This window comes from Shinella fusca, assembly GCF_014203155.1.
GTDB classification, from domain to species: Bacteria; Pseudomonadota; Alphaproteobacteria; order Rhizobiales; family Rhizobiaceae; genus Shinella; species Shinella fusca.
The window spans coordinates 261,308-283,808 of the sequence record NZ_JACHIK010000005.1 but is presented as its reverse complement, the minus strand read 5'-3'; the positions used below and the strand labels follow the sequence as shown (position 1 = coordinate 283,808).

The window sequence follows — 22,501 nt, the reverse complement described above, 5'->3', positions numbered from 1 at the left end:
GCCACGGCATAACGATATCGGCGCAATGAATGCGGGTGTTGCGGCCGGTTGAAACCAACCCGCTCTAAAATTTGGGAGTAACAATATGAAGAAGTCTCTCATGTCGGCTGTCGCTTTGGCTGCAGTGGTCGCCTTCAGCGGCAGCGCCTGGGCCGACATCCTGATCGGCGTCGGCGGCCCGATTACCGGCCCGAACGCCGCATTCGGCGCGCAGATCCAGAAGGGCGTCGAGCAGGCTGCTGCGGACATCAACGCTGCCGGCGGCATCAACGGCGAGCAGATCAAGGTCGTGCTCGGCGACGACGTTTCCGACCCGAAGCAGGGCGTTTCCGTCGCCAACAAGTTCGTCGCTGACGGCGTCAAGTTCGTGGTCGGCCACTTCAACTCGGGCGTTTCCATCCCGGCTTCGGAAATCTACGCCGAAAACGGCATCCTGCAGGTTTCGCCGGCGTCCACCAACCCGACCTACACGGAGCGGGGCCTGTGGAACACCTTCCGTACCTGCGGCCGTGACGACCAGCAGGGCGCCGTAGCAGGCTCCTTCATCGCCGCCAACTTCAAGGACGCCAAGGTTGCCGTCCTGCACGACAAGACGCCGTACGGCCAGGGTCTTGCAGACGAAACCAAGAAGTTCATGAACGAAGCCGGCGTCACCGAAGCCGTCTACGAAGGCGTGAACATCGGCGACAAGGACTTCTCGGCCCTCATCGCCAAGATGAAGGAAGCCGGCGTTTCCGTCGTCTACTGGGGCGGTCTGCACACCGAGTTCGGCCTCATCGAGCGCCAGGCTGCCGACCAGGGCCTGAAGGCACAGTTCATCTCGGGTGACGGCATCGTCTCGAACGAGCTGGCCTCCATCGCCGGCGACGCCGTCGACGGCACGCTGATGACCTTCGCTCCGGATCCGCGCAAGAACCCGGCCGCAAAGGAGCTCGTCGAGAAGTTCCGCGCTGCCGGCTTCGAACCGGAAGCCTACACGCTCTACTCCTACGCCGCTCTCCAGGTCATCGCCGAGGCTGCCAAGGCAGCCGGCGGCAACGACCCGCAGGCCGTCGCAGAAGCGCTCAAGGCCAAGGGCCCGTTCCAGACGGCGATCGGCGAACTCTCCTTCGACGAGAAGGGCGACATCACCCGTCCGGACTACGTCCTCTACACCTGGAAGAAGGGTGAAGACGGCAAGTACACCTACTCCGAAAACGAGTAATCACGGTTGACGGAGCGGGCGGCGCATCGACGCCGCCCGGCCCATCCACCTTGGCCCGGCCTTCGCGCCGGGCTTTTTCGTGGGCGAAGGCAACCGTTGCCGGAAAAAGAAAGTCGTCCGCCATTTCCCGCTTGCGCAACGGCGCGGGCATGCCGAAAGTCCGGATATCCGGGAGCGAACAGAGGAGGTGGGACGATGCTCGAACTGAGGCCGAACTGCGAATGCTGCGACCGCGATCTTCCGCCCGAAAGCCCCGAGGCGATGATCTGCACGTTCGAATGCACCTTCTGCGCCGATTGCGTGGCGAACGTTCTCTCCCATACCTGCCCCAATTGCGGCGGCGGCTTCGTGCGACGGCCGGTACGGCCCGCCGCCATGCTGGCGAAATATCCGGCATCGGCCAGGAGGGTGCTGAAGGTCGAAGGCTGCAAGCCCTCGCGGGCGGCGTGACATGACCCTGCGCCCGTTGCTTCCTGCCGTCTGTGCCGCTCTCCTGTTCCTGCCCACTCTTGCCATGGCCCAGAACGACGAGCCCGAGGTCGACTGCGAAAACGCCACCACGCAGATGGAGATGAACATCTGCGCCGGCCGCGATTACCAGGAGGCCGACGACGAGTTGAACGCAGCCTACAGGAAGGCCGTTGCGGCGGCGGAGACCATGGACGGCGAATCGAAGGACATGGACGAGCAACTCGTCGGCGCCGTCGATGCCCTGAAGCGCGGCCAGCGCGCCTGGATCGGCTACCGCGACGGCCAGTGCGACCTCGCCGGCTTCGAGGCGCGGGGCGGCTCCATGGAGCCCATGCTGGTTTCCGGCTGCCTTGCGGACCTGACGCGCAAGCGCACGGCCGAGCTGAAGGCCTTCTACGAGCCGGGCGACTGAGGACGCACGCCATGCCCCGCAGCATCGTCATCGTCGGCAATGGCGCCGTCCCCGAGGGATTGGCCGGGACCATCGATGCCGCCGACCTCGTGATCCGTTTCAACGGCTGCCGCTCGGCGGGCCCGGGCGGCACGAAGACGGATATCGTCGCCGTCTGCAACACGGGCCGGCCCGCGCTGGAGATGCTTGCCGGCGGGCGCTGGAAGGCGAGCGCGACGGTGCGGCAGGCGCGGGAGATCTGGTGCGTGCGCACGGCCGAGATGTTCGCCGCCATGCGTGCGCCGCTCGCCGTCAGCCATCCCGACCTCGGCGATTTCTGCGACGACTACACGGCCGGCTTCCAGGCCTTCGCGAGCGTCACCGGCCGGCGGCTCGCCATCGTTCCCGCGGAGGTCCACCGCCGCCTCGACCTTTCGCTCGCCGCCTTCGTGCCGGAGCCCTACGTGGTTCCGAGCTCGGGGCTGATCGTCATCGCCCATGTGCTGGAGAATATCGCCGCGGCGGGCGACCGCGTGTCGCTTGCCGGCTTCGGCCATGAGGGCTGGCAATGGCATCCGTTCGCCGCCGAGCGGCGCTGGGTGGAGGAACGCATCGCCGCCGGCCGGCTCGACCGGCTGCATCCGCCTGCGTGAAAAGCGGACATGCTCCCCAAGAAGTCCCGCATCGAAACGGGACAGTTAAATTTCTACTTATTGAATTAGGCGTCTCTGAAAGAAAATGCCGTAAGGTCTGCGTGAATACGGGTGCATTCCGCCGGGCGGCAACGGGGATGCGCTCATGGTGCGGCATGATTGCAATTTCCGCGCGGCACGCCCGCGCCTCTTCGGAAATTGCCCTGTGGAGAGATTGATGCGTGGCAGGCTGGCCCTCTGGCTGAGGGCGCAGATCGAGCTTGGCGTTCTTGAAACGAAGTCGGATATCTCGACCTTCGTTCTCAATACCGTCCTCGTCGCGACCACGCTTGCGACCGCCTCCTACCTGATGGGGGCGGCGATCCTCGCGCATTTCGGGCTTCTGCCCTATTCGCTGCGCGCGGCCATCGGCTTCGGCGGTTCCACGACCATCGTGATCGCCGCCAGCGTCACGACGCTGCTTGCCTGGCTGATCGGCACGGCGATGCACGAGCTTTCCCTGTCACGCGCCGAATTCGAGCGGCGCAGCCGGCTGGATGCGCTTTCGGGCCTCTACAACCGCCGGGCCTTTATCGAGGCGCTGGCCGAAACCGACATAGCCGGCTTCTTCGTGCTGTTCGACATCGACCGCTTCAAGGCCGTCAACGACCGGCACGGCCATGCCGTGGGCGACGCGGCCATCGTCGCGGTCGCGGAGGAACTGCGGCGGGTCTTCGTGCCGGGCCATCTCGTCGGGCGGTTCGGCGGCGAGGAATTCGCCGCCTTCATCAAGAGTTCGGACCGCAGCGATTGCTATCTCCTCGTCGAGGAGGCGCGCCGCTCGGTCGCCGACCGGCGTGTCGCGAGCGGCGAGGCGTCGCTTGCCGTCACGCTCTCGGCGGGGATCGCCAACCGGCCGGCCGGCCGCTCCTTCGAATCCGTCTATGAGGGAGCCGACCGAGCGCTCTATCTGGCAAAGTCCTTCGGCCGCGACCGGACTGTCCACGAGGACGAGGGCGAGCAATTGCTGGCCCCGAGCCGCAGGGCGGCGGCGAGCGGCCGCCGGCGATAAGGCCGGCTCAGACCCGGCGGAGCGCCTCGGGATCGGTGATCTGGACGAGGCGGCCGCGCACGTTGACGCCGTGGTTCCGCAAGAGGGAGAAGGCGCGCGACAAGGCTTCCGGCGCAAGCCCCAGCTTTCCGGCCAGCAGGCTCTTCTGGTAGGGCAGGCGGAAGGAGACGGCCCTGCCGTCCGGCGCGCAATGGCTGAGGAGGTAGCGCGCGACGCGTTGCGGCGCCGTGTGCAGGCGGTCGTCGGCAAGGCTTGCGAAGACCCTGGAAAGCTGCGCCGACAGGGCATTGGCGAGCGCCGTGCACAGATCCGTGCGGCGGCTTGCGATCTCGCGCACGCGCTTGAGGTCGAAGCGGGCGATCAGCGACGGCTCGGCCGCCTGGGCGGTCACGGCATAGCGGCTGCCGTCGAGCAACGCGCTCGCGCCGATCAGGTCGCCGGGGCCGTAGAGCTCCACGTCGGCCTCCCGGCCGTCCGGATCGAGCTTGTAGAGGCGGACATAGCCGGAGAGAACGCAATGCAGCATGTCGGCCGGCTCGCCTTCGCGGAAGAGGATCTGGCGCGCGGGCAGGTTGCCGATCACCGCGATCTCCATCATCGCCGCGACGCTTTCCACGCCGAGCGCGGAAAGAAGGCCGGAGTTCAGCAGGGTTTCACGCTCCCGGGCACCGGGTTTCATCAGCCTGTTCATCGATCTCACTCCATGCTCCCGCAGGCATCGTTCGCTCTTCGATTGGAGAACGATAGCCGAGGTCGGGCAAGCGTGATTTGATTTCGATCAATGAAGAAAGCGGTCGGCGCGGGGTGACCGCGCCGGCCGCTGCTATTCCGTGGCGGTGCCTTTACTCGGCGGCGAGTGTCGAATGGTGCACCACGCTGAAGGGCTTGCGCTCGCCGGTGCGCTTCTCCAGCGTCTCGATGCGCTTTTCCAGATCGCTGACGTCGCGCGCGGTCTCGCCGGCAAGGCGGGTGAGGTCGGCGGGCTCCATCGCCTCCGGCTCCTTCTCCTTCTTTCCGACGAAGCGGCCGAAGACCCAGCCGAGCAGGCGCGACAGGTCGTCCATGATCAGGAAGAAGGACGGCACGACGACGAGCGACAGCACCGTCGAGACGATGATGCCGCCGATCACCGCGATCGCCATCGGCGAGCGGAAGGCACCGCCTTCGCCGACGCCGAGCGCGGAGGGCAGCATGCCCGCCGACATGGCGATGGAGGTCATGACGATGGGGCGGGCGCGCTTGCGGCCGGCCTCGATCATCGCCTCGACCCGCTCCATGCCGTGGCGGCGCATCTCGATGGCGAAGTCGACCAGCAGGATCGCGTTCTTCGTCACGATGCCCATCAGCATGAGGATGCCGATGAGGACGGGCATGGAGAGCGCGTTCTGCGTGAGGATGAGCCCGGCGGCCACGCCGCCGATGGCGAGCGGCAGCGAGAGCAGGATGGTGAAGGGCTGGATCACGTCCTTGAAGAGCAGGATCAGCACCATCAGCACCAGAAGCAGGCCGAGCAGCATGGCATTGCCGAAGGACTGCTGCATCTCGGCTTGGATCTTCGCGTCGCCGCTCTCGGCGAACTGCACGGTCGGCGGCATGTCGATGCTGTTGGCGATCTCCTTGAAGCGGGCGGTGGCCGTGTCGAGCGCCACGTCCGGCTTCAGGTCGGAGCCGATCTCCACGACGCGGTTGCGGTTGTGCCGCTTCACCGAGCTCGGGCCTTCCGAATAGGCGATGTCCGCGACGGAGGAGAGCGGCACGAACTGGCCGCCGGCCGCCTGGACCTTCAGGTTGCGGATGGCGGCGAGATCGGTGCGGAAGCTGCGGTCGAGCTGCACGCGGATGGGGATCAGCCGGTCGTCCAGCGAGACCTTGGAGAGCTGCGAGTCGATGTCGCCGATGGTGGCGACGCGCACCACTTCGGCGATCTGCGAGGTGGTGATGCCGAGGCGGGCCATCTCGTCGTCGCGCGGGTGGATCTGCAGCTCCGGCCGCGGCAGCGAGCCTTCCGAGCTGACATTGGCAAGGGCCGGATCGGCGCGGAGCTTGGATTCGAGGAGCGCGACGGTGTTGTTCAGGTCCGCCTCGTTGTTGGAGAGCAGGTTGAACGCAAGGTCACGCTCACCGCGGTCGTTGAGCTTGATGATGCGCACGTCCGGAATGTCGCGCAGGCTCGCGAAGATCTGCTTCTCGATCTCCCACTGCGGGCGCAGGCGCCCGTGCGCCTCCATCTTCGGCAGGTGCGGGCCGATCAGCGGCAGGCGGCCGAGGACGTCGTTCACCAGCTTGTAGGCGAGCGAATGCTCGAGCTTGTCGAGGATGACCGTCACCGAGGCGCGGCGCAGCTCGAGGTCGCCCTTCGGCGAGGAGCCGCCGAGCACGAAGACGCTCTCCACGCCGTCGATGTCCTTGATCCGGTCGTAGATCTGCGTCGTCGTGCGATCCGTGTCGTTGAGCATCGCATCCGGCGGAAGCTCGATGGAGAGCACGACGCGCGAGGCGTCTTCCGGCGGCATGAAGCTGCCGGGCACGGTGAAGAGCAGGGCCACGGAGGCGACGAGGAAGGCGATGGCGCCGATGAGCGTCGCATAGCGGGCATACCAGGTGCCGGCCGTCTTGCTGACGAGCCAGGTATAGCCGCGCATGAAGCGGCCTTCCTTCTCCTCGCCATGGCCGTCCGCATCGCCCGAGCGCATGAGATAGGCCGCCATGACCGGCGTGATGAGGCGCGCCACGGTGAGCGAGAAGAAGACCGCGACGGCGACCGTCAGGCCGAACTGGATGAAATACTGGCCCGGAATGCCCGGCATGAAGGAGACGGGCACGAAGACGGCGATGATGGTGAAGGTGGTCGCGATCACCGCAAGGCCGATCTCGTCGGCCGCCTCGATGGCGGCGCGGTAGGGCGTCTTGCCCATGCGGATATGCCGCGCGATGTTCTCGATCTCCACGATGGCGTCATCGACGAGGATGCCGGTGGCGAGCGTCAGCGCGAGGAAGGAGACGAGGTTCAGCGAGAAGCCGAGCATGTCCATGACGAAGAAGGTCGGGATCGCCGAGAGCGGCAGCGCGACGGCGGAAATCAGCGTCGCCCGCCAGTTGCGCAGGAAGAGCAGCACCACGGCGACGGCCAGCAGCGCGCCTTCCAGCAGCGTGTGAAGCGCGGCCTCGTAGTTGCCGTAGGTGAAGTAGACCGCGTCGTCGACGAGCTGGATGGAGACGTCCGGATTCTGCTTGCGCACGCCTTCGAGCGCCGCGTCGACGGATTCGGCGACCGTCACTTCGCTGGCGCCCTTGGAGCGGAAGACGGCGAAGGTGACGACCGGGTTGCCGTTGAAGCGCGAGAAGGAGCGCGGCTCTTCATAGGTGTCGGAGATCTTGCCGAGTTCGGACAGCCGCACGAAGCGGCCGTTCGGCAGCGCGACCATCGTGTTGGTCAGCTTCTCGACGGAGCGGGCGTCGCCGAGCGTGCGGATCGCCTGTTCGGAACCGGCGATCTGGCCGCGGCCGGAGCCCGCATCCGCGTTCATGGCGCGGATCTGGCGGTTCACGTCGGCGGCGGTGACGCCGTAGGCCTCCAGCTTGTCGGCATTGAGGTCGACGCGCACCTCGCGGTCGGCGCCGCCGAAGCGGTCGATCTTGCCGATGCCGGGCTGGCCCTGCAGTGCGCGCTTGACCTTGTCGTCGACGAACCAGGAAAGCTCCTCAAGCGTCATGTTGGGCGAGGAGACGGCGAAGGTCTGGATCGCCTGACCTTCGACGTCGATCTTGGTGACGACCGGCTCCTCGACGGAGGCCGGCAGGTCGCTGCGGATGCGGTCGATCGCGTCCTTGACGTCCTGGAGCGCCTGGTTGGTCGGCTTTTCGATCTTGAAGAGGATGGAGGTGACGGAGCTGCCGTCGGTGACCGTCGACATGATGTCGTCGACGCCCTCGATGCCGGCGACGGCGTCCTCGATCTCCTTCGTCACCTGTACTTCGAGCTCGGCCGGGGCGGCGCCGCTCTGCGTCACCGTGACGGCGACGACCGGCACGTCGATATTGGGAAACCGCGTGATGGGCAGGGAATAGAAGGACTGGATGCCGACATAGAGCAGCAGGAAAAACGCCAGCAAAGGCGCAATCGGGTTGCGAATGGACCAAGCTGAAAAGTTCATGTCCCCAAAGTCCTCGGTAAGAGACCAGACGTTGCCCGGGCACCGGCCCCGCCGGCTCGCCCGTCATGCCACCGGGCGCCCCGGCCCGGCATTGCCTTCCGCCCGGTTGCGGAGGCGACCCCGCTGTGGCGGAGCCTTCGCGTCATTTCCTGGCCGAAGCCTCTTCGGCATGGACCGGATTGACCCGGTCGCCGTCGCGGACATAGGCGCCGGCCTTGGCGACCACCTCGTCGCCGGCCGAAAGGCCCTTGACGATCTCGATCGCCTGTCCGTCCTGGATGCCGGTCTCGACCAGCACCAGCGTGACGATGCCGTTCTCGACCTTGCGGGCCACCGTCTTGCCGTCGGTTGCCGTGACGGCCGAGAGCGGCAGGGTGAGGCCCTCTTTCTCCGCGGCGACGATCTCGGCGCTGGCGAACATGCCGGCGCGGGCTTTGCCCGGTTCGTCGAAGCGGATGTAGACATGGCCGAGGCGGCTTTGTGGGTCGAGCGTCGGTTCGACGAGACGGACCTTGCCGGAAAGCCGCGCCGCGCCGCCGGCAAGCGTCACGGTCGCCTTCTGGCCCGGTTCGAGCTTGAGGATGCCGTCTTCGGCGACGTCGGCCTTCAATTCGATCTCGCCGTCGCGGATAACGGTGAAGAGCGGCGAGCCGGAGCCGCTGGCGATTGCGCCGATCTTGGCGGTGCGGGCCGAGACGATACCGGCGACCGGGGATTTCACCGCGGTGCGGGCGAGCTTCAGGTCGATGTCGTCGATCTGCGACTGCGCCACCTTGATGTCGGCCTCGGAGACCGCGATCGCCTGTTCGGCGGAATGGACGCGGGCAAGCGCGGCATCGGCCGCGGCGACGGCCTGGTCGACGGCGGCCTGCGACTGCGAGCCGGACTTGACGAGCTTCTGCGCCCTGTCGCGGGCGCTCACGGCTTCGGCGGCGTTCGCCTTGGCTTCGGCGAGCTGCGCCTTGATCTGCGCGAGCGCGGCCTCGGCCTTGGCGAGCGACGCCTCGGTCTGGCTCTTCTGCAGCACGAGCGCGTCGTCGTTCAGCGTGGCGAGCGTGCCGCCGGCTTCCACCCTGTCGCCGATATCGGCTTCGAGCGTGCGGATGGAAAGGCCCTCGACGAGCGGCGTGACGTAGACTTCCTCGACGGCCTGCACCGTGCCCGTCGCGATCACGCGGTCGACGATGGGCCGCATCTCTGCGGCGGTGACGACGATGGCCGGAAGGTTCTGCGCCTGCTGCTGGGGTGCCGCTTCACCCTTCACCGCATCGGCGGCGAAGGCGGGGCTTGCCGCCAGGAGGGCGGCAATGGAAAGAGAAAAAACATTCCGGTGTCCAGAAGCCATAGGCCGAACTTTCCCAAAGCATGAATTTATGAACCAGCGTCCGGGCGTTCTTGTGATTTTCTGGCCGGACCTGCATTTCGTCTGCATGGCGGACACGGAAGAAGCCGCCTGCGGCTCCTCTTGTTCCCCTCGTGCGGTCTATGTAATCGGCGTTTATCAAGCTTACAAGGGGTAACGAAATGGTGCCTCATTATTTTAGTTAACCGGCATTTCCAGCGGGCTTTCCGGCAAAACAAAACGTGCGGGGGGCGAGCCCCCGCACGTTCGGTTCTCCCATGCGAGCGTTGTTACTTCAGCGCTTCGTCGGTGATCTCGTGCGTCCAGGCGCCTTCCGGCTCCTTGGAGATGACCGGGTCGGAGCCGCCGGCCAGCAGCGATTCCACCGTGCGCTTGTAGTCCGCCTCGTCGAGCGCGCCGTTGGAGCCCTCGGTCAGCTTGACGACCTCGCCCATCATGAACTTCTGGTGCGCCTCGGTCTGGGCGCCGGTCGAGTCGTTCTCCAGCACGATCTCGGCGGCCTCGTCCGGGTGCTCCTCGGCATATTTCCAGCCCTTCATGGAAGCGCGCACGAACTTGACCATCTTCTCCTTGAAGGCCGGGTCCTTGAGCTTGTCTTCCAGCACGTAGAGGCCGTCTTCGAGCGTGGCGACGCCCTGGTCCTCGTACTTGAAGGTCACGAGGTCCTCCGGCTTGATGCCGGCATCCAGCACCTGGCCGTATTCGTTGTAGGTCATGGTGGAGATGCAGGCGGCCTGCTTCTGGATCAGCGGATCGACGTTGAAGCCCTGCTTGAGGACGGTCACGCCATCCGGCCCGCCTTCGGTCGGGATCTTCAGGTGGCTCATCCAGGAGAGGAACGGATATTCGTTGCCGAAGAACCAGACGCCGAGCGTCTTGCCCTTGAAGTCGTCCGGGCTCTTGACGCCGGATTCCTTGAGACAGGTCAGCATCATGCCCGAGGACTTGAAGGGCTGGGCGATGTTGACGAGCGGCACGCCCTTTTCGCGCGTGGCAAGGGCAGACGGCATCCAGTCGACGATGACGTCGGCGCCGCCGCCGGCAATCACCTGCGCGGGGGCGATGTCCGGGCCGCCCGGCTTGATCTCGACGCCGAGGCCTTCTTCCTCGTAAAAGCCCTTGTCCTTCGCGACGTAGTAGCCGCCGAACTGGGCCTGGGTCACCCATTTGAGCTGGAGGACCACCTTGTCGGCGGCCCCGGCCTGGAACGCGGCAAGCGAGAAGGCGCTTGCCAGCAGCAGCGATGCGATCTTCGTTTTCATGTCAGTTCCCTCTTTCTTCTTGTTACGCCTGTCCACCGCGGACAGACGGATGCCAGAACGTGACCGCCCGCTCGATGAGCGCGACGATCCCGTAGAAGGCGGAGCCAGCCACCGCGGCGACCGCGATTTCGGCCCAAACCATGTCGACATTCATGCGGCCCACTTCCGTGGAGATCCGGAAGCCCATGCCGACGATGGGCGTTCCGAAGAATTCGGCGACGATCGCGCCGATCAGCGCGAGGGTTGAGTTGATCTTGAGGGCGTTGAAGATGAAGGGCCAGGCGGCCGGCAGGCGCAGCTTCACCAGCGTCTGGAACCAGTCGGCGGCATAGGTGCGCATAAGGTCGCGCTCCATGTGGCTGGTCGCGGCAAGGCCCGACACTGTGTTCACCAGCATGGGGAAGAAGGTCATGATGACGACGACGGCGACCTTGGATTGCCAGTCGAAGCCGAACCACATGACCATGATCGGCGCAACCCCGATGACCGGCAGCGCCGAGACGAAGTTGCCGAGCGGCAGCAGGCCCTTCTGCAGGAAGGGCGAACGGTCGATGAGGATGGCGACGAGGAAGCCGAGCCCGCAGCCGAGCGCGTAGCCGACGAGCACGGACTTGAGGAACGTCTGGCGGAAATCCGCCCAGAGCGTCGGCACCGAGCCGATCAGCCGGCCCCAGATCATGCTCGGCGGCGGCAGCAGCACCGAGGGCACATTGAAGCCGCGCACGATGCCTTCCCACAGCACGAGGATGGTGGCGCCGAAGATCAGCGGCACGGCAAGGCGCGCGGCGCGGTCGGCGGCGGGATTGCGGAATTTCCGCCGCACGAGCCATTCGTTGAAGGCCCAGGCGGCGAGCCAGAAGACGACGGCGGCGATCAGGATGGAAAGGTTCATGCCCGTGCCCCCATGCGCTTGAGGACGAGATTGTGCGCGATGCCGACGACGATGACGAGCAGCGCCGCCACGCCCGCCGCCATGAAGAGCGCCGCCCAGATCTGCACCGTCTGGCCGTAATAGGAGCCGGCAAGAAGCCGCGCGCCGAGGCCGGCGACGGCGCCCGTCGGCAGTTCCCCGACGATGGCGCCGACGAGCGAGATTGCGACCGCCACCTTCAGCGAGGTGAAGAGATAGGGCATGGAAGCGGGCCAGCGCAGCTTCCAGAAGGTCTGCATCGCCGAGGCGTTGTAGGTATGCATCAGGTCGAGCTGGATCTGCTCGGGGCTGCGCAGGCCCTTCACCATGCCGACGACGATGGGGAAGAAGGAAAGATAGGTCGAGATCAGCGCCTTCGGCATCAGGCCGGAAATGCCGATGGCGTTCAGGACGACGATGATCATCGGCGCGATGGCGAGGATGGGAATGGTCTGGCTGGCGATGACCCAGGGCATCAGCGAGCGGTCCATGGCGCGGTTGTGCACGATGGCGATGGCGAGCAGGATGCCGAGCACCGCGCCCATGGCGAAGCCGAGCAGCGTCGCCGAAAGCGTGATCCAGGCATGGTAGACGAGGCTGCGCTTGGAGGTGATCGCCTTGTTGACCGTCGTGTCCCAGAGTTCGGCGAAGACCTGGTGCGGCGCCGGCAGCACGGGCCGCTCCTGCATCATCGTCTTCGGCAAGAGCTCCATGAAGCCGATCGTCCCGCCGGCCCGCGCGGCCGTGTCATGCTCGAACGGCGCGTTGAGCACGACCACGAAGACGTACCAGAGCGCAAGGAGGGCGAGCAGCACGGTGCATATCGGCAGCAGGCGGTCGCGAAGGAAGCGTGTCTCGCCCATGGCTCAGCTCCGCGCCGGCATGTGTGCGAAGGCATGTTCCTTCGTCAAATGGGCGGCGATCCGGCCTTCAATCGTGAGAACGACGTGATCCGGGCCGTCGAGAACCTGATCGTTGTCGAAGCGCAGGACGGTGAAGCCCTGCGATTTCAGGAATGCATCCCGCCGAAAATCGTGACGACGGCCGCTGTCCGTTTCATGGCTATCTCCGTCGACTTCGACAACGATGCGGGCGGAGAGCCAGGCGAAATCCGCTATGTAGGGGCCGATCGGCGTTTCGCGCCGAAAGCGAGCACCGCGAGAGCGGAAATCGCGCAGGATATCCCACATGACCTGCTCCGCTTTCGTCAGTTCGTAGCGCAGGGTGCGGGCGCGGGTTCTCGTTTTCGGCGTGATGTTCGAGTGCGGCATGGCGAAGGCCTCTCCCCAATCTTCCACGAAGACCCCTCCCCAACCCCTCCCCACAAGGGGGAGGGACTTACGATGCCGCTCCCTCCGCGTTTCCTTGAAAAGGTTACTGCTAGCAGAAGCGATACAAGGGCATGAGACGGCACGGCAGGTTAAGTCCCTCCCCCTTGTGGGGAGGGGTTGGGGAGGGGTCTTCGCAACCATCATCACGCGTGCTCCTCGTAGCTGTGGCCGGCGCGCAGGCCTTCGCGGACGCGGTGGGCGATTTCGAGGAATTCGGGGGTCTCGCGGATGCCGAGGGGGCGGTCCTTCGGCAGGGGCGATTCGATGATGTCGGTGACGCGGCCGGGGCGGGGGCTCATGACGACGATCTTCGTCGAGAGATAGACCGCCTCGGGGATGGAATGGGTGACGAAGCAGATGGTCTTCCGCGTCGCGGCCCACAGCTTCAGGAGCTGCTCGTTGAGGTGGTCGCGCACGATCTCGTCGAGCGCGCCGAAGGGTTCGTCCATCAGGAGCAGGTCCGCGTCGAAGGCGAGTGCGCGGGCGATGGAGGCGCGCTGCTGCATGCCGCCGGAAAGCTGCCAGGGATATTTCTTGCCGAAGCCGGAGAGGTTGACGAGGTCGAGCGTGCGTTCGATGCGCGCCTGCCGCTCCTCCTTCGAATAGCCCATGATCTCCAGCGGCAGGGCGATGTTCTTCTCGATGGTGCGCCAGGGATAGAGCGCGGCGGCCTGGAAGACATAGCCGTAGGCGCGCTGCCGGCGGGCCTCTTCCGGCGTCATGCCGTTGACGGTGATCGTGCCGGAGGTCGGCTTCTCGAGGTCGGCGATGACGCGCAGGAACGTCGTCTTGCCGCAGCCGGAGGGGCCGATGAAGGAGACGAAATCGCCCTTGCCGACCGAAAGGTCGACGCCGGTCAGCGCGGTGACGGGGCCGTCGGCGGTCTGGAAGGTAAGGCCGAGATCTCTTGCGGAAACGACGGTATCGGACGGGGGCATGCTGGTCATCCTCCGGCGCCTCGCACGGCGCGGTTTTCGGCAGACTGCATGTCCATTCCCGGCATTGCAATCGGCATTGTCTGGCGTATCACTTTGGGCACGGAATTCTTGAGCTGGAGGCTGGGATGGCGATGGAGACGAAGGCCGAATGCCGGGTGGTGCGCCCGGGCGGCACTTATGACGGCAAGCAGGGGTTCAGCTATTTCGAGGGCATCGCCCGCGAAACGGTGGGCGCATCCGGCATCTGCATGCACCTTCTGACGATCCCGCCGGGCGGGCGGGCGAAGGCGCATATGCACGAGCGCCACGAGACGGCCATCTACATGCTCTCGGGCGAGGCGCATACCTGGTACGGCGAGCGGCTGGAGAACCATGTCGTCGTCAGGGCGGGGGAGATGTTCTACATCCCCGCCGGCGTGCCGCATCTGCCCGCCAACCTTTCCGATGAGCCGGCGTCGGCGGTCATCGCCCGGACAGACCCGCACGAGCAGGAGAGCGTGGTGCTTCTGCCGCATCTGGAGGCGCTGGTTCCGGGGTAGGGGGCAGGCTCTTCCCCTCAAGACGGTATTCAGCATAGCCACACCCTCCTTCTCCCCGCTTGCGGGGAGAAGGTGCCGGCAGGCGGATGAGGGGCGGTTGCAACCGAACGGGAGGGTCGCCGATGGCAATTTGGCGGAATGTCTGCCCCTCATCCCGCTGCCGCGACCTTCTCCCCGCAAGCGGGGAGAAGGGGCAGGAGGCGCGCTTTTCCCATCGCAAACGGTTATCCCGCGCTTGCGGCAAAAGGGGGTATATGCCGCTCGCCCGCCTTTCATGACCTGCACCGCATCAGCGGTCCCCAGCGCGTGCCGTCCGGGAGGCTGACGGTGTAGCCGCCGCTGTCGGGCGTCAGCGTCATCTCGGCGGGCGTCGTCTCCTCGGAGCCTTCCTCGTGGCATTCGGCGGCGACCTTCGTCGCACCGCCGACGGATTTGCCTTCTCCCTTGAATTCGCAATAGGAAACGGCGGTGGTCACGCCCTTTCCGTCGAGCAGGAAGAAGATGTCGGCGCCCGAGGATTCCCCCGTCTCGGCATAGCGGCAGCCTTCCTTGTCGCCGTACTTGCCGTCGACGATGTCGGCCGCGCCCGCGGCTCCCGCGAGCATGATAGCGAAGAGGGCAGGGACGAGGCGGCCGGCGCGCTTCATACGCCGCTCGCCGGAATGCCGCTGCGCTCGACCTTGCGCGGCGCGGTGATCTCCTTCCAGGTCGAGAGCGCCTTGTTGACGGCTGCGAAGGGCTCGCGCCTGACGAACTGGCCGTGGCCCTCGCGGGTCTTCACCGTCGCCTCTTCGACGGCGACGACGCCGCGCGTCAGCGTGTAGCGCGGCAGGCCTGTGACCTCCTTGCCCTCGAAGACGTTGTAGTCGATGGAGGACTGCTGGCTCTTCGCCGAGATCGTCTTGGAGCGCTTCGGATCCCACACGACGATATCTGCATCGGCGCCGACGAGGATCGCGCCCTTCTTCGGATAGACGTTGAGGATCTTGGCGATGTTGGTGGAGGTGACGGCGACGAACTCGTTCATCGTCAGGCGGCCGGTGTTGACGCCGTGCGTCCAGAGCAGCGGCATGCGGTCTTCGAGGCCCCCGGTGCCGTTCGGAATCTTGCGGAAGTCGCCGATGCCGGTGCGCTTCTGGTCGGTCGTGAAGGCGCAATGGTCGGTGGCGACCACCTGCAGCGAGCCGCTCGCAAGGCCCGCCCAGAGCGAATCCTGGTGCTGCCTGTTGCGGAAGGGCGGGCTCATGACGCGGCGGGCGGAATGGTCCCAGTCCTTGTTGAAATATTCGCTTTCGTCGAGCGTCAGGTGCTGGATTAGCGGCTCGCCGTAGACGCGCATGCCGTTCTGCCGGGCGCGGCGGATCGCCTCGTGCGACTGCTCGCAGGACGTATGCACGACATAGAGCGGTGCGCCCGCCATGTCGGCGATGATGATGGCGCGGTTCGTCGCCTCGCCCTCGACCGACGGCGGACGGGAATAGGCGTGGCCTTCCGGCCCGTTGTTGCCCTCGTCCATCAGCTTCTGCTGCATGGCGGCGACGACGTCGCCGTTCTCCGCATGGACGAGGGGCAGCGCGCCGAGCGCGGCGCAGCGCTGGAACGAGGCGAACATCTCGTCGTCGTTGACCATCAGCGCGCCCTTGTAGGCCATGAAGTGCTTGAAGGTGTTGATGCCTTTTTCCTCCACGATGGTCTTCATCTCGTCGAAGACCTGCTCGCCCCACCAGGTGACGGACATGTGGAAGGAATAGTCGCAGTTGGCGCGGGTCGACTTGTTGTCCCAGCGCTTCAGCGCGTCGATGAGCGACTGGCCGGGATCGGGCAGGCAGAAATCGACCACCATGGTCGTGCCGCCGGCAAGGCCGGCCCGCGTGCCGCTCTCGAAATCGTCGGCCGAATAGGTGCCCATGAAGGGCATTTCGAGATGCACATGCGGATCGATGCCGCCCGGCATGACGTAGCAGCCCGCCGCATCCAGCACCGTATCGCCCGAAAGGTCCGGCCCGATCTCGACGATCTTCCCGCCTTCGACCTTGACGTCCGCCTTGTAGGTGAGGTCGGCGGTGACAATGGTTCCGCCCTTGATGACTGTGCTCATGTTGGTCCGTTCCCTGTCCTGATTTTTCGTGCACGCAAAGCGTGGAGCCGCCCGGCGGACCGGACGGCGGAACTCACTCGGCGATGCCGGCCGTCTCGATCACCGCATGGAGCAGGACGTCCGCGCCGGCGGCGGCCCATTCCTTCGAGATGTCCTCCGCCTCGTTGTGCGAGAGGCCGTTAACGCAGGGGCACATGATCATCGTGGCGGGGGCGACCTTGGCGGCCCAGCAGGCGTCGTGGCCGGCGCCGGAGATGATGTTCATGTGGCTGTAGCCGAGGTCCTCGGCGGCCTTGCGGACGGTGGCGACCAGCGTCGGGTCGAAGGTGACGGGATCGAAATGGCCGACCGCCTCGACGGAACAGCCGACGCCGAGCGCCTCGCAGATCTTCGGCGCTTCCGCCTCGATGCGGGCGCGCATGCCGTCGAGCTTCTTCTGGTCGGGCGAGCGGATGTCGACGGTGAAGACGACCTTGCCGGGCAGCACGTTGCGCGAGTTCGGCGAGAAGAACACCTGGCCGACGCCGCCGACGGCGCCCGGCTGGTTCTCCATGGCGACCGCCTGCACCATTTCAAGGATACGGGCCATGGCAAGGCCCGCATTGACGCGCAGGTTCATCGGCGTCGAGCCGGTATGCGCCTCGCGGCCTGTCAGCGTGAATTCCAGCCACCACAGGCCCTGACAGTGGGTGACGACGCCGATGTCCTTCTTCTCGGCTTCGAGGATCGGTCCCTGCTCGATATGGTATTCGAAATAGGCGTGCATCCTGCGCGCGCCGACCTCCTCGTTGCCGATCCAGCCGATGCGCTTCAACTCCTCGCCGAAGGTCTTGCCCTCCGGGTCCTTGCGGCCATAGGCGTAATCCTGGCTGTGCACGCCGGCGAAGACGCCGGAGGCGAGCATGGCGGGGGCGAAGCGGGCGCCTTCCTCGTTCGTCCAGTTGGTGACGACGATGGGGTGCCTGGTGCGGATACCGAGATCGTTCAGCGAGCGGATGACTTCGAGGCCGGAGAGCACGCCGAGCACGCCGTCGTACTTGCCGCCGGTCGGTTGCGTGTCGAGATGCGAGCCGACATAGACGGGAAGGGCTTCCGGGTCTTCGCCCGCGCGCGTCATGAACATGTTGCCCATCGTGTCGACGCCCATGGTGAGGCCCGCGTCGTCGCACCATTTCTGGAAGAGGCGGCGGCCTTCTGCGTCCGAGTCGGTCAGGGTCTGGCGATTGTTGCCGCCGGCGATGCCGGGGCCGATCTTCGCCATGTCCATGAGGGAATCCCACAGGCGGTCCGCGTTGACACGCATGTTCTCGCCGGGTGCGGCCATGTCGTATGCTCCCACGTCTTCGGGCTCTCGAAGCCCTGATTTGTTCCCGTCGGCCGGCGGCGCTCTGTTTGTTTTGCGCCTTCCGTTCAGAGCCGTTGCCTTTACTTGACAACTGTCTGATAATTTGACCGATTGGTAAACATTACAGCTTCCGTAGCGGCACTCAAGCCGAAAAACCAAAAACCTTGAGACCGCGCCCAAGAAAATGGCGGCTGGTTAAACTGGTGAATCTGGCGGCACTTTTCCGGAAGGAGAGGCCGGCGAGGGGGCGACATGGCATTACCGAGGGCGGCGAGAACCCAGCGGCGCACACGCATCCAGGAAGAGAAGGAGGAGCGGATCCTCGAGGCGGCGCTGGAGGTCTTTTCCCTGCACGGTTTCCGCGGTGCGACCGTCGACCAGATCGCCGAGGTGGCGGGCATGTCGAAGCCCAATCTCCTCTACTATTTCCGCACCAAGGAGGCGATGCACCGCGCGCTCATCACCCGCGTGCTCGACACCTGGCTCGATCCGCTGCGCGAGTTCGATGCCGGCGGCAATCCCGTCTCGGAGATCCGCAGCTATATCCGCCGCAAGCTGGAGATGGCGCGCGACTTCCCGCGCGAAAGCCGGCTCTTCGCCAACGAGATATTGCAGGGCGCGCCGAACATCGAGGACGAGCTGAAGGGGCCGCTGAAGGCGCTGGTCGACGAGAAGGCGGAGGTCATCCGCGCCTGGGCGAAGGCCGGCAAGATCGCCAAGTGCGATCCCTATCACCTCATTTTCTCCATCTGGTCGACGACGCAGCACTATGCCGACTTCGACGTGCAGGTGCGCGCCGTGCTGGGGCAGGACCAGGCCGGCGACGGCCGCTTCGAGGATGCCGCGCGGTTCCTCGAACAGCTCTTCGTCACGGGCCTCGGCATCAGCGAGCAGCCGGCCTGACGTTTCCGCTACGCTTCGTCAAGGAAGTCTTCCTATGCTCCCGCGGCGGCATCCCCGCAGGAAAGCCGCAATCGCCCGGCATAAGCGCCCGGCAGCAGGAAGGGACTTCATGACGACGGCCATCGGCTTTACGGATACGGACCGCAAGACGAGCGAACTGCTCGAGGACATCATCCATTCCATCAAGGACGAGCACGTCACGCTGCGCGACCTTCTGGCGATGATGGGCGAAAGCGGGCTGCTTCTGCTCTGCGCCCTCCTGTCGCTGCCTTTCCTCTTTCCGGTCTCCATTCCGGGCGTCTCGACGGTGTTCGGCGCCGGCATCGTGCTGATCAGCGCGGCGATCACGTTCAACCGGCTGCCCTGGCTGCCGCAGACGCTCGCCGACCGGCGGCTGGAAAGCGGCCGGCTGAAGCCGGTGCTGCAGCGCGGCGTCACGATGCTGCGCCGGTTCGACCGCTTCTTCAAGCCGCGCCTGATGGTGCTCGCCTCCGGTGCCGTGGTGAACCGCATCAACGGCCTCGTGCTGATGGGGGCGGGGCTCCTGCTGATGGCCCCGCTCGGCCTCATCCCCTTCTCCAACACCCTCCCGGGCATCGCCATCCTGCTGCTCGCCGCCGGCATCTCGCAGCGCGACGGGCTGGTGGTGCTCGCCGGCCATGTGATGGTCGTGCTGACGATCGTCTATTTCGCGGGGCTGGCGCTGCTGGCCTATGGGGCGGGGCAGAGTTTCAGCCTGTTCGGATAGTCTGGTCGGCGCTTCGCTCCCGCCGATAGTCGGCACAACTCCGTCTTCATCAGCGCGACCTCGCCGTCGTCCAACTCGACCTCCCCTCCATCCAATTCCACCTCTCCTTCGTCATCCTCGGGCTTGACCCGAGGATCCATGCCACAAAGCAGAGCCGTTCTGTGGGGGTGGATCCTCGGGTCAAGCCCGAGGACGACGGAGGAGAGGGTGTGCATGGGTGGGCCATAAGGAGAGGCGTACACGCGCCAGGAAGGTGTGCACCACGAGAAGCGTGCACGACCAGAGTGCATGTAGCGGGCGCACGATGGGGGATTTGCGCGACGCTGAGAAGTATGCGCTACAGCGGTAAGGGTATGCCGGAGGCCACAAGCGGGTTGCGCCCGGCCGGTGCCGTGCCTCCTTGCGAAGGCAGACGGAAGGCCGGGGCGGTGGCCCCGGCCTTTCCGTTCATTCCGCCGCCTGCCGTGCCATCGGGTTGTTCGGATGGGTCGTCCAGTTGGCGTAGTTGGGGTCGACCAGCTTGCCGGTGCGCTGGTCGAGCGTGCCGGGTTCGAGGCCCACCATGGTGATGCAGTTCTCGACCGGGCAGACGTTGACGCAGAGGTTGCAGCCGACGCACTCGTCCTCCATCACCTCGAAATGCCGGACGCCGTCGACGAACTGCGTGATCGCCTGGTGCGAGGTATCCTCGCAGGCGATGTGGCAGCGGCCGCACTTGATGCAGGCATCCTGGTCGATATGGGCTTTCGCGATGTAGTTGAGGTTGAGGTACTGCCAGTCGGTGACGTTCGGCACGGCGCGGCCGATGATGTCGTCGAGATTGCGGTGGCCCTTGGCGTCCATCCAGCTCGAAAGGCCGGTGATCATCTCCTCGACGATCTTGAAGCCGTAGGTCATGGCGGCGGTGCAGACCTGCACGTTGCCCGCGCCGAGCGCCAGGAATTCGGCCGCGTCGCGCCAGGTGGTGATGCCGCCGATGCCGGAGATCGGCAGGCCGTAGGTCTCCGGGTCGCGGGCGATCTCGGCCACCATGTTGAGCGCGATGGGCTTGACCGCCGGGCCGCAATAGCCGCCGTGCGAGCCCTTGCCGCCGACCGTCGGATTGGGTGCGAAACTGTCGAGGTCGACGGAGACGATGGAGTTGATCGTGTTGATCAGCGAGACCGCGTCGGTGCCGCCGGCCTTCGCCGCGCGGGCGGGCTTGCGGATGTCGGTGATGTTCGGGGTCAGCTTGGTGATGACGGGCATGCGCGTATACTGCTTGCACCAGCGCACGACCATCTCGATATATTCCGGCACCTGGCCGACGGCGGCGCCCATGCCGCGCTCGGACATGCCGTGCGGACAGCCGAAATTGAGCTCGATGCCGTCGGCGCCGGTTTCCTCCACCAGCGGCAGGATCGCCTTCCAGCTCTCCTCCTCGCAGGGCACCATGATCGAGGCGACGAGGGCCCGGTCGGGCCAGTTCATCTTCACCTGCTTCATCTCGGTGAGGTTGGTGTAGAGGTCGCGGTCGGTGATGAGCTCGATGTTGTTGAGGCCGAGAAGCCGGCGGTCGGCGCCCCAGATAGCGCCATAGCGCGGGCCGTTGACGTTGACGACCGGCGGGCCTTCCTCGCCGAGCGTCTTCCAGACCACGCCGCCCCAGCCCGCCTTGAAGGCGCGCTCGACATTGTAGGCCTTGTCGGTCGGCGGCGCGGAGGCGAGCCAGAAGGGATTGGGCGACTTGATGCCGACGAAATCGTTGCGAAGATCAGCCATGTCTCATCCTCCCCTTCAAGCGACGGCAAAGGCCGGCTGCGCGGCGGCAGCGAGCATGCGGTTGATCGAATCGGCCGCGTCGCGGCCCTGCGCCACCGAGGTGACCGTCAGGTCCTCGCCGGCCTTCACGCAGTCGCCGCCCGCCCAGACATTGGGAAGGGAGGTGCGGCCCTCCGCATCGACGGCGATGCGCCCGCCGGCCAGCGCCAGCGCGCCGAGGCCGGCGGCCTCGAAGGTCTGGCCGATGGCCTTGAAGATCTGGTCGGCGGCGAGCGCCCCGATCTCGCCGGTGCCGGTGAGCCTGCCATCGCGCATCTCGGTATATTCCACCTCGATGCCGGCGACCTGTCCGTCGCGCGCGATGACGCGCTTGGGCTGGAGCCAGTGGCGGATCATCACGCCCTTGGAGGCGGCGAGGTCCTGCTCGAAGGGCGAGGCATTCATGTGCTCCTTGCCGCGGCGGTAGCAGATCGTCACCTCCTCCGCGCCGAGGAGCCTGGCCTGGACGGCCGCGTCGATGGCCGTCATGCCGCCGCCGATGACGACGACGCGCCGGCCGATCGGGACCGTCGCCTTGTCCGCCGCCTGCCGCAGTTCCGCAATGAAATCGACGGCGTCGACGACGCCCGGAAGGTTTTCGCCTTCCGCGCCGAGCGCGTTGACGCCGGCGAGGCCCATGCCGAGGAAGACGGCGTCGAAATTGGCAGTGAGGTCGGCGAGGGTGAAGTCGCGGCCGAGCTTCAGGCCGTTCTTCACCTCGATGCCGCCGATGGAGAGCACGTAGTCGACTTCCGATTGCGCGAAGTCGTCGACCGCCTTGTAGGTGGCGATGCCGTATTCGTTGAGGCCGCCGGCTTTCTCGCGCGCCTCGAAGATCACGACGTCGTGGCCGTTCATGGCGAGGCGGTGCGCGCAGGCAAGGCCCGCAGGCCCGGCGCCGACGACGGCGACCGCCTTGCCGGTGCGCGGCGCGCGCTCGTAGAACTGCCGGTTCTCCTCCATCGCGACGTCGGTGGCGTAGCGCTGCAGGCGGCCGATCTCCACCGGGCGCTGCTCGGCGGTATTGCGCACGCAGGCCTGCTCGCACAGCGTCTCGGTGGGACAGACGCGGGCGCACATGCCGCCGAGGATGTTCTGGTCGAAGATGGTCTTCGCCGAGCCGAGCGGGTTGCCCGTCGAGATCTGGCGGATGAACAGCGGAATGTCGATGGAGGTGGGACAGGCCGTCATGCACGGCGCGTCGTAGCAGAAGTAGCAGCGGTCTGCGGCCACCAGCGCCTCATGGTCGTCGAGGCGCGGGTGAAGGTCGGAAAAGTTCGTCTCGTATTCGGCAGGCGCAAGACGCCCCCGATGAATCCCAGATTGCGTCGTTCCCATCA

At 66.0% G+C, this 22,501-nt stretch carries 21 protein-coding genes; 8 read left to right on the top strand and 13 right to left on the bottom strand.

Going from position 1 to position 22,501, the window contains the following annotated elements:
- Positions 1-85 precede the first annotated feature (85 nt).
- From HNQ66_RS10405 to HNQ66_RS10385, 5 genes are all read left to right on the top strand, one after another.
- A complete protein-coding gene (locus HNQ66_RS10405) occupies positions 86-1,204 on the top strand; it encodes a branched-chain amino acid ABC transporter substrate-binding protein (protein WP_184143821.1) in 1,119 nt (372 codons plus the stop codon).
- A gap of 195 nt (positions 1,205-1,399) precedes the next feature.
- Positions 1,400-1,654: a DUF1272 domain-containing protein gene (locus HNQ66_RS10400; RefSeq protein ID WP_184143820.1), complete on the top strand. Its 255-nt coding sequence runs from the start codon at positions 1,400-1,402 to the stop codon at positions 1,652-1,654.
- A gap of 16 nt (positions 1,655-1,670) precedes the next feature.
- Positions 1,671-2,087: a lysozyme inhibitor LprI family protein gene (locus HNQ66_RS10395; RefSeq protein ID WP_380778691.1), complete on the top strand. Its 417-nt coding sequence runs from the start codon at positions 1,671-1,673 to the stop codon at positions 2,085-2,087.
- Between the two features lie 11 nt (positions 2,088-2,098).
- A complete protein-coding gene (locus HNQ66_RS10390; RefSeq protein WP_184143816.1) occupies positions 2,099-2,719 on the top strand; it encodes a glycosyltransferase family 29 protein in 621 nt (206 codons plus the stop codon).
- Positions 2,720-2,936: 217 nt separating this feature from the next.
- On the top strand, positions 2,937-3,770 hold the full coding sequence (locus HNQ66_RS10385) for a GGDEF domain-containing protein (RefSeq protein ID WP_184143814.1): 834 nt from the start codon (positions 2,937-2,939) through the stop codon (positions 3,768-3,770).
- Between the two features lie 7 nt (positions 3,771-3,777).
- Here the strand turns inward: HNQ66_RS10385 and HNQ66_RS10380 are convergent, their stop codons facing one another.
- The 8 genes from HNQ66_RS10380 to HNQ66_RS10345 form a co-directional block, all read right to left on the bottom strand.
- Positions 3,778-4,461 carry a Crp/Fnr family transcriptional regulator gene (locus HNQ66_RS10380; RefSeq protein ID WP_184143812.1) on the bottom strand — a complete coding sequence of 228 codons (684 nt, stop codon included), beginning with the start codon at positions 4,459-4,461 and terminating at the stop codon, positions 3,778-3,780.
- A 151-nt stretch (positions 4,462-4,612) separates the two neighbouring features.
- On the bottom strand, positions 4,613-7,924 hold the full coding sequence (locus HNQ66_RS10375; protein ID WP_184143810.1) for an efflux RND transporter permease subunit: 3,312 nt from the start codon (positions 7,922-7,924) through the stop codon (positions 4,613-4,615).
- 142 nt (positions 7,925-8,066) lie between these two features.
- Positions 8,067-9,269, bottom strand: a complete 1,203-nt coding sequence (locus HNQ66_RS10370) for an efflux RND transporter periplasmic adaptor subunit (RefSeq protein ID WP_184143808.1) — start codon at positions 9,267-9,269, stop codon at positions 8,067-8,069.
- A 287-nt stretch (positions 9,270-9,556) separates the two neighbouring features.
- Positions 9,557-10,549, bottom strand: a complete 993-nt coding sequence (locus HNQ66_RS10365) for an ABC transporter substrate-binding protein (RefSeq protein WP_184143806.1) — start codon at positions 10,547-10,549, stop codon at positions 9,557-9,559.
- A 22-nt stretch (positions 10,550-10,571) separates the two neighbouring features.
- Complete coding sequence (locus HNQ66_RS10360; protein ID WP_184143804.1) at positions 10,572-11,441, bottom strand: ABC transporter permease; 870 nt, start codon at positions 11,439-11,441, stop codon at positions 10,572-10,574.
- Positions 11,438-12,322, bottom strand: coding sequence for an ABC transporter permease (locus HNQ66_RS10355; protein ID WP_184143802.1), 885 nt, complete (start codon positions 12,320-12,322; stop codon positions 11,438-11,440). The genes HNQ66_RS10360 and HNQ66_RS10355 overlap by 4 nt, the downstream gene beginning before the upstream one ends.
- A gap of 3 nt (positions 12,323-12,325) precedes the next feature.
- Positions 12,326-12,757, bottom strand: coding sequence for an endonuclease domain-containing protein (locus HNQ66_RS10350; protein ID WP_343059468.1), 432 nt, complete (start codon positions 12,755-12,757; stop codon positions 12,326-12,328).
- Between the two features lie 176 nt (positions 12,758-12,933).
- Positions 12,934-13,737, bottom strand: coding sequence for an ABC transporter ATP-binding protein (locus tag HNQ66_RS10345; RefSeq protein ID WP_184143800.1), 804 nt, complete (start codon positions 13,735-13,737; stop codon positions 12,934-12,936).
- A gap of 116 nt (positions 13,738-13,853) precedes the next feature.
- Here HNQ66_RS10345 and HNQ66_RS10340 point away from each other — a divergent pair, with 116 nt between their 5' ends.
- Positions 13,854-14,267: a cupin domain-containing protein gene (locus HNQ66_RS10340; protein ID WP_184143798.1), complete on the top strand. Its 414-nt coding sequence runs from the start codon at positions 13,854-13,856 to the stop codon at positions 14,265-14,267.
- A 272-nt stretch (positions 14,268-14,539) separates the two neighbouring features.
- Here the strand turns inward: HNQ66_RS10340 and HNQ66_RS10335 are convergent, their stop codons facing one another.
- From HNQ66_RS10335 to HNQ66_RS10325, 3 genes are all read right to left on the bottom strand, one after another.
- On the bottom strand, positions 14,540-14,914 hold the full coding sequence (locus tag HNQ66_RS10335) for a hypothetical protein (protein ID WP_184143796.1): 375 nt from the start codon (positions 14,912-14,914) through the stop codon (positions 14,540-14,542).
- Complete coding sequence (gene hydA, locus HNQ66_RS10330) at positions 14,911-16,365, bottom strand: dihydropyrimidinase (RefSeq protein WP_184143794.1); 1,455 nt, start codon at positions 16,363-16,365, stop codon at positions 14,911-14,913. The genes HNQ66_RS10335 and hydA overlap by 4 nt, the downstream gene beginning before the upstream one ends.
- A gap of 73 nt (positions 16,366-16,438) precedes the next feature.
- Positions 16,439-17,689 carry a Zn-dependent hydrolase gene (locus HNQ66_RS10325; protein ID WP_184143792.1) on the bottom strand — a complete coding sequence of 417 codons (1,251 nt, stop codon included), beginning with the start codon at positions 17,687-17,689 and terminating at the stop codon, positions 16,439-16,441.
- Positions 17,690-17,962: 273 nt separating this feature from the next.
- Between HNQ66_RS10325 and HNQ66_RS10320 the strand changes: the two genes are divergently transcribed.
- Both HNQ66_RS10320 and HNQ66_RS10315 read left to right on the top strand, forming a co-directional pair.
- Complete coding sequence (locus HNQ66_RS10320) at positions 17,963-18,613, top strand: TetR family transcriptional regulator C-terminal domain-containing protein (protein WP_184143790.1); 651 nt, start codon at positions 17,963-17,965, stop codon at positions 18,611-18,613.
- 109 nt (positions 18,614-18,722) lie between these two features.
- The gene (locus tag HNQ66_RS10315; RefSeq protein WP_184143788.1) at positions 18,723-19,361 is read left to right on the top strand and encodes an exopolysaccharide biosynthesis protein; all 639 of its coding nucleotides are present in this window, start codon (positions 18,723-18,725) and stop codon (positions 19,359-19,361) included.
- A gap of 447 nt (positions 19,362-19,808) precedes the next feature.
- Here the strand turns inward: HNQ66_RS10315 and preA are convergent, their stop codons facing one another.
- Entirely contained in the window at positions 19,809-21,122 is a 1,314-nt protein-coding gene (gene preA / locus HNQ66_RS10310) for an NAD-dependent dihydropyrimidine dehydrogenase subunit PreA (RefSeq protein WP_184143786.1), read from the bottom strand.
- A 15-nt stretch (positions 21,123-21,137) separates the two neighbouring features.
- Complete coding sequence (locus HNQ66_RS10305; RefSeq protein WP_184143784.1) at positions 21,138-22,499, bottom strand: NAD(P)-dependent oxidoreductase; 1,362 nt, start codon at positions 22,497-22,499, stop codon at positions 21,138-21,140.
- Positions 22,500-22,501: the final 2 nt, after the last annotated feature.

Bases quoted from the DNA above. Each gene is read 5' to 3' on its own strand.
- HNQ66_RS10405 (WP_184143821.1), top strand. From the start codon at position 86: ATGAAGAAGTCTCTCATGTCGGCTGTCGCTTTGGCTGCAGTGGTCGCC.
- HNQ66_RS10400 (WP_184143820.1), top strand. From the start codon at position 1,400: ATGCTCGAACTGAGGCCGAACTGCGAATGCTGCGACCGCGATCTTCCG.
- HNQ66_RS10390 (WP_184143816.1), top strand. From the start codon at position 2,099: ATGCCCCGCAGCATCGTCATCGTCGGCAATGGCGCCGTCCCCGAGGGA.
- HNQ66_RS10385 (WP_184143814.1), top strand. From the start codon at position 2,937: ATGCGTGGCAGGCTGGCCCTCTGGCTGAGGGCGCAGATCGAGCTTGGC.
- HNQ66_RS10380 (WP_184143812.1), bottom strand. From the start codon at position 4,461: ATGAACAGGCTGATGAAACCCGGTGCCCGGGAGCGTGAAACCCTGCTG.
- HNQ66_RS10375 (WP_184143810.1), bottom strand. From the start codon at position 7,924: ATGAACTTTTCAGCTTGGTCCATTCGCAACCCGATTGCGCCTTTGCTG.
- HNQ66_RS10370 (WP_184143808.1), bottom strand. From the start codon at position 9,269: ATGGCTTCTGGACACCGGAATGTTTTTTCTCTTTCCATTGCCGCCCTC.
- HNQ66_RS10365 (WP_184143806.1), bottom strand. From the start codon at position 10,549: ATGAAAACGAAGATCGCATCGCTGCTGCTGGCAAGCGCCTTCTCGCTT.
- HNQ66_RS10360 (WP_184143804.1), bottom strand. From the start codon at position 11,441: ATGAACCTTTCCATCCTGATCGCCGCCGTCGTCTTCTGGCTCGCCGCC.
- HNQ66_RS10355 (WP_184143802.1), bottom strand. From the start codon at position 12,322: ATGGGCGAGACACGCTTCCTTCGCGACCGCCTGCTGCCGATATGCACC.
- HNQ66_RS10345 (WP_184143800.1), bottom strand. From the start codon at position 13,737: ATGACCAGCATGCCCCCGTCCGATACCGTCGTTTCCGCAAGAGATCTC.
- HNQ66_RS10340 (WP_184143798.1), top strand. From the start codon at position 13,854: ATGGCGATGGAGACGAAGGCCGAATGCCGGGTGGTGCGCCCGGGCGGC.
- HNQ66_RS10335 (WP_184143796.1), bottom strand. From the start codon at position 14,914: ATGAAGCGCGCCGGCCGCCTCGTCCCTGCCCTCTTCGCTATCATGCTC.
- hydA (WP_184143794.1), bottom strand. From the start codon at position 16,365: ATGAGCACAGTCATCAAGGGCGGAACCATTGTCACCGCCGACCTCACC.
- HNQ66_RS10325 (WP_184143792.1), bottom strand. From the start codon at position 17,689: ATGGCCGCACCCGGCGAGAACATGCGTGTCAACGCGGACCGCCTGTGG.
- HNQ66_RS10320 (WP_184143790.1), top strand. From the start codon at position 17,963: ATGGCATTACCGAGGGCGGCGAGAACCCAGCGGCGCACACGCATCCAG.
- HNQ66_RS10315 (WP_184143788.1), top strand. From the start codon at position 18,723: ATGACGACGGCCATCGGCTTTACGGATACGGACCGCAAGACGAGCGAA.
- preA (WP_184143786.1), bottom strand. From the start codon at position 21,122: ATGGCTGATCTTCGCAACGATTTCGTCGGCATCAAGTCGCCCAATCCC.
- HNQ66_RS10305 (WP_184143784.1), bottom strand. From the start codon at position 22,499: ATGGGAACGACGCAATCTGGGATTCATCGGGGGCGTCTTGCGCCTGCC.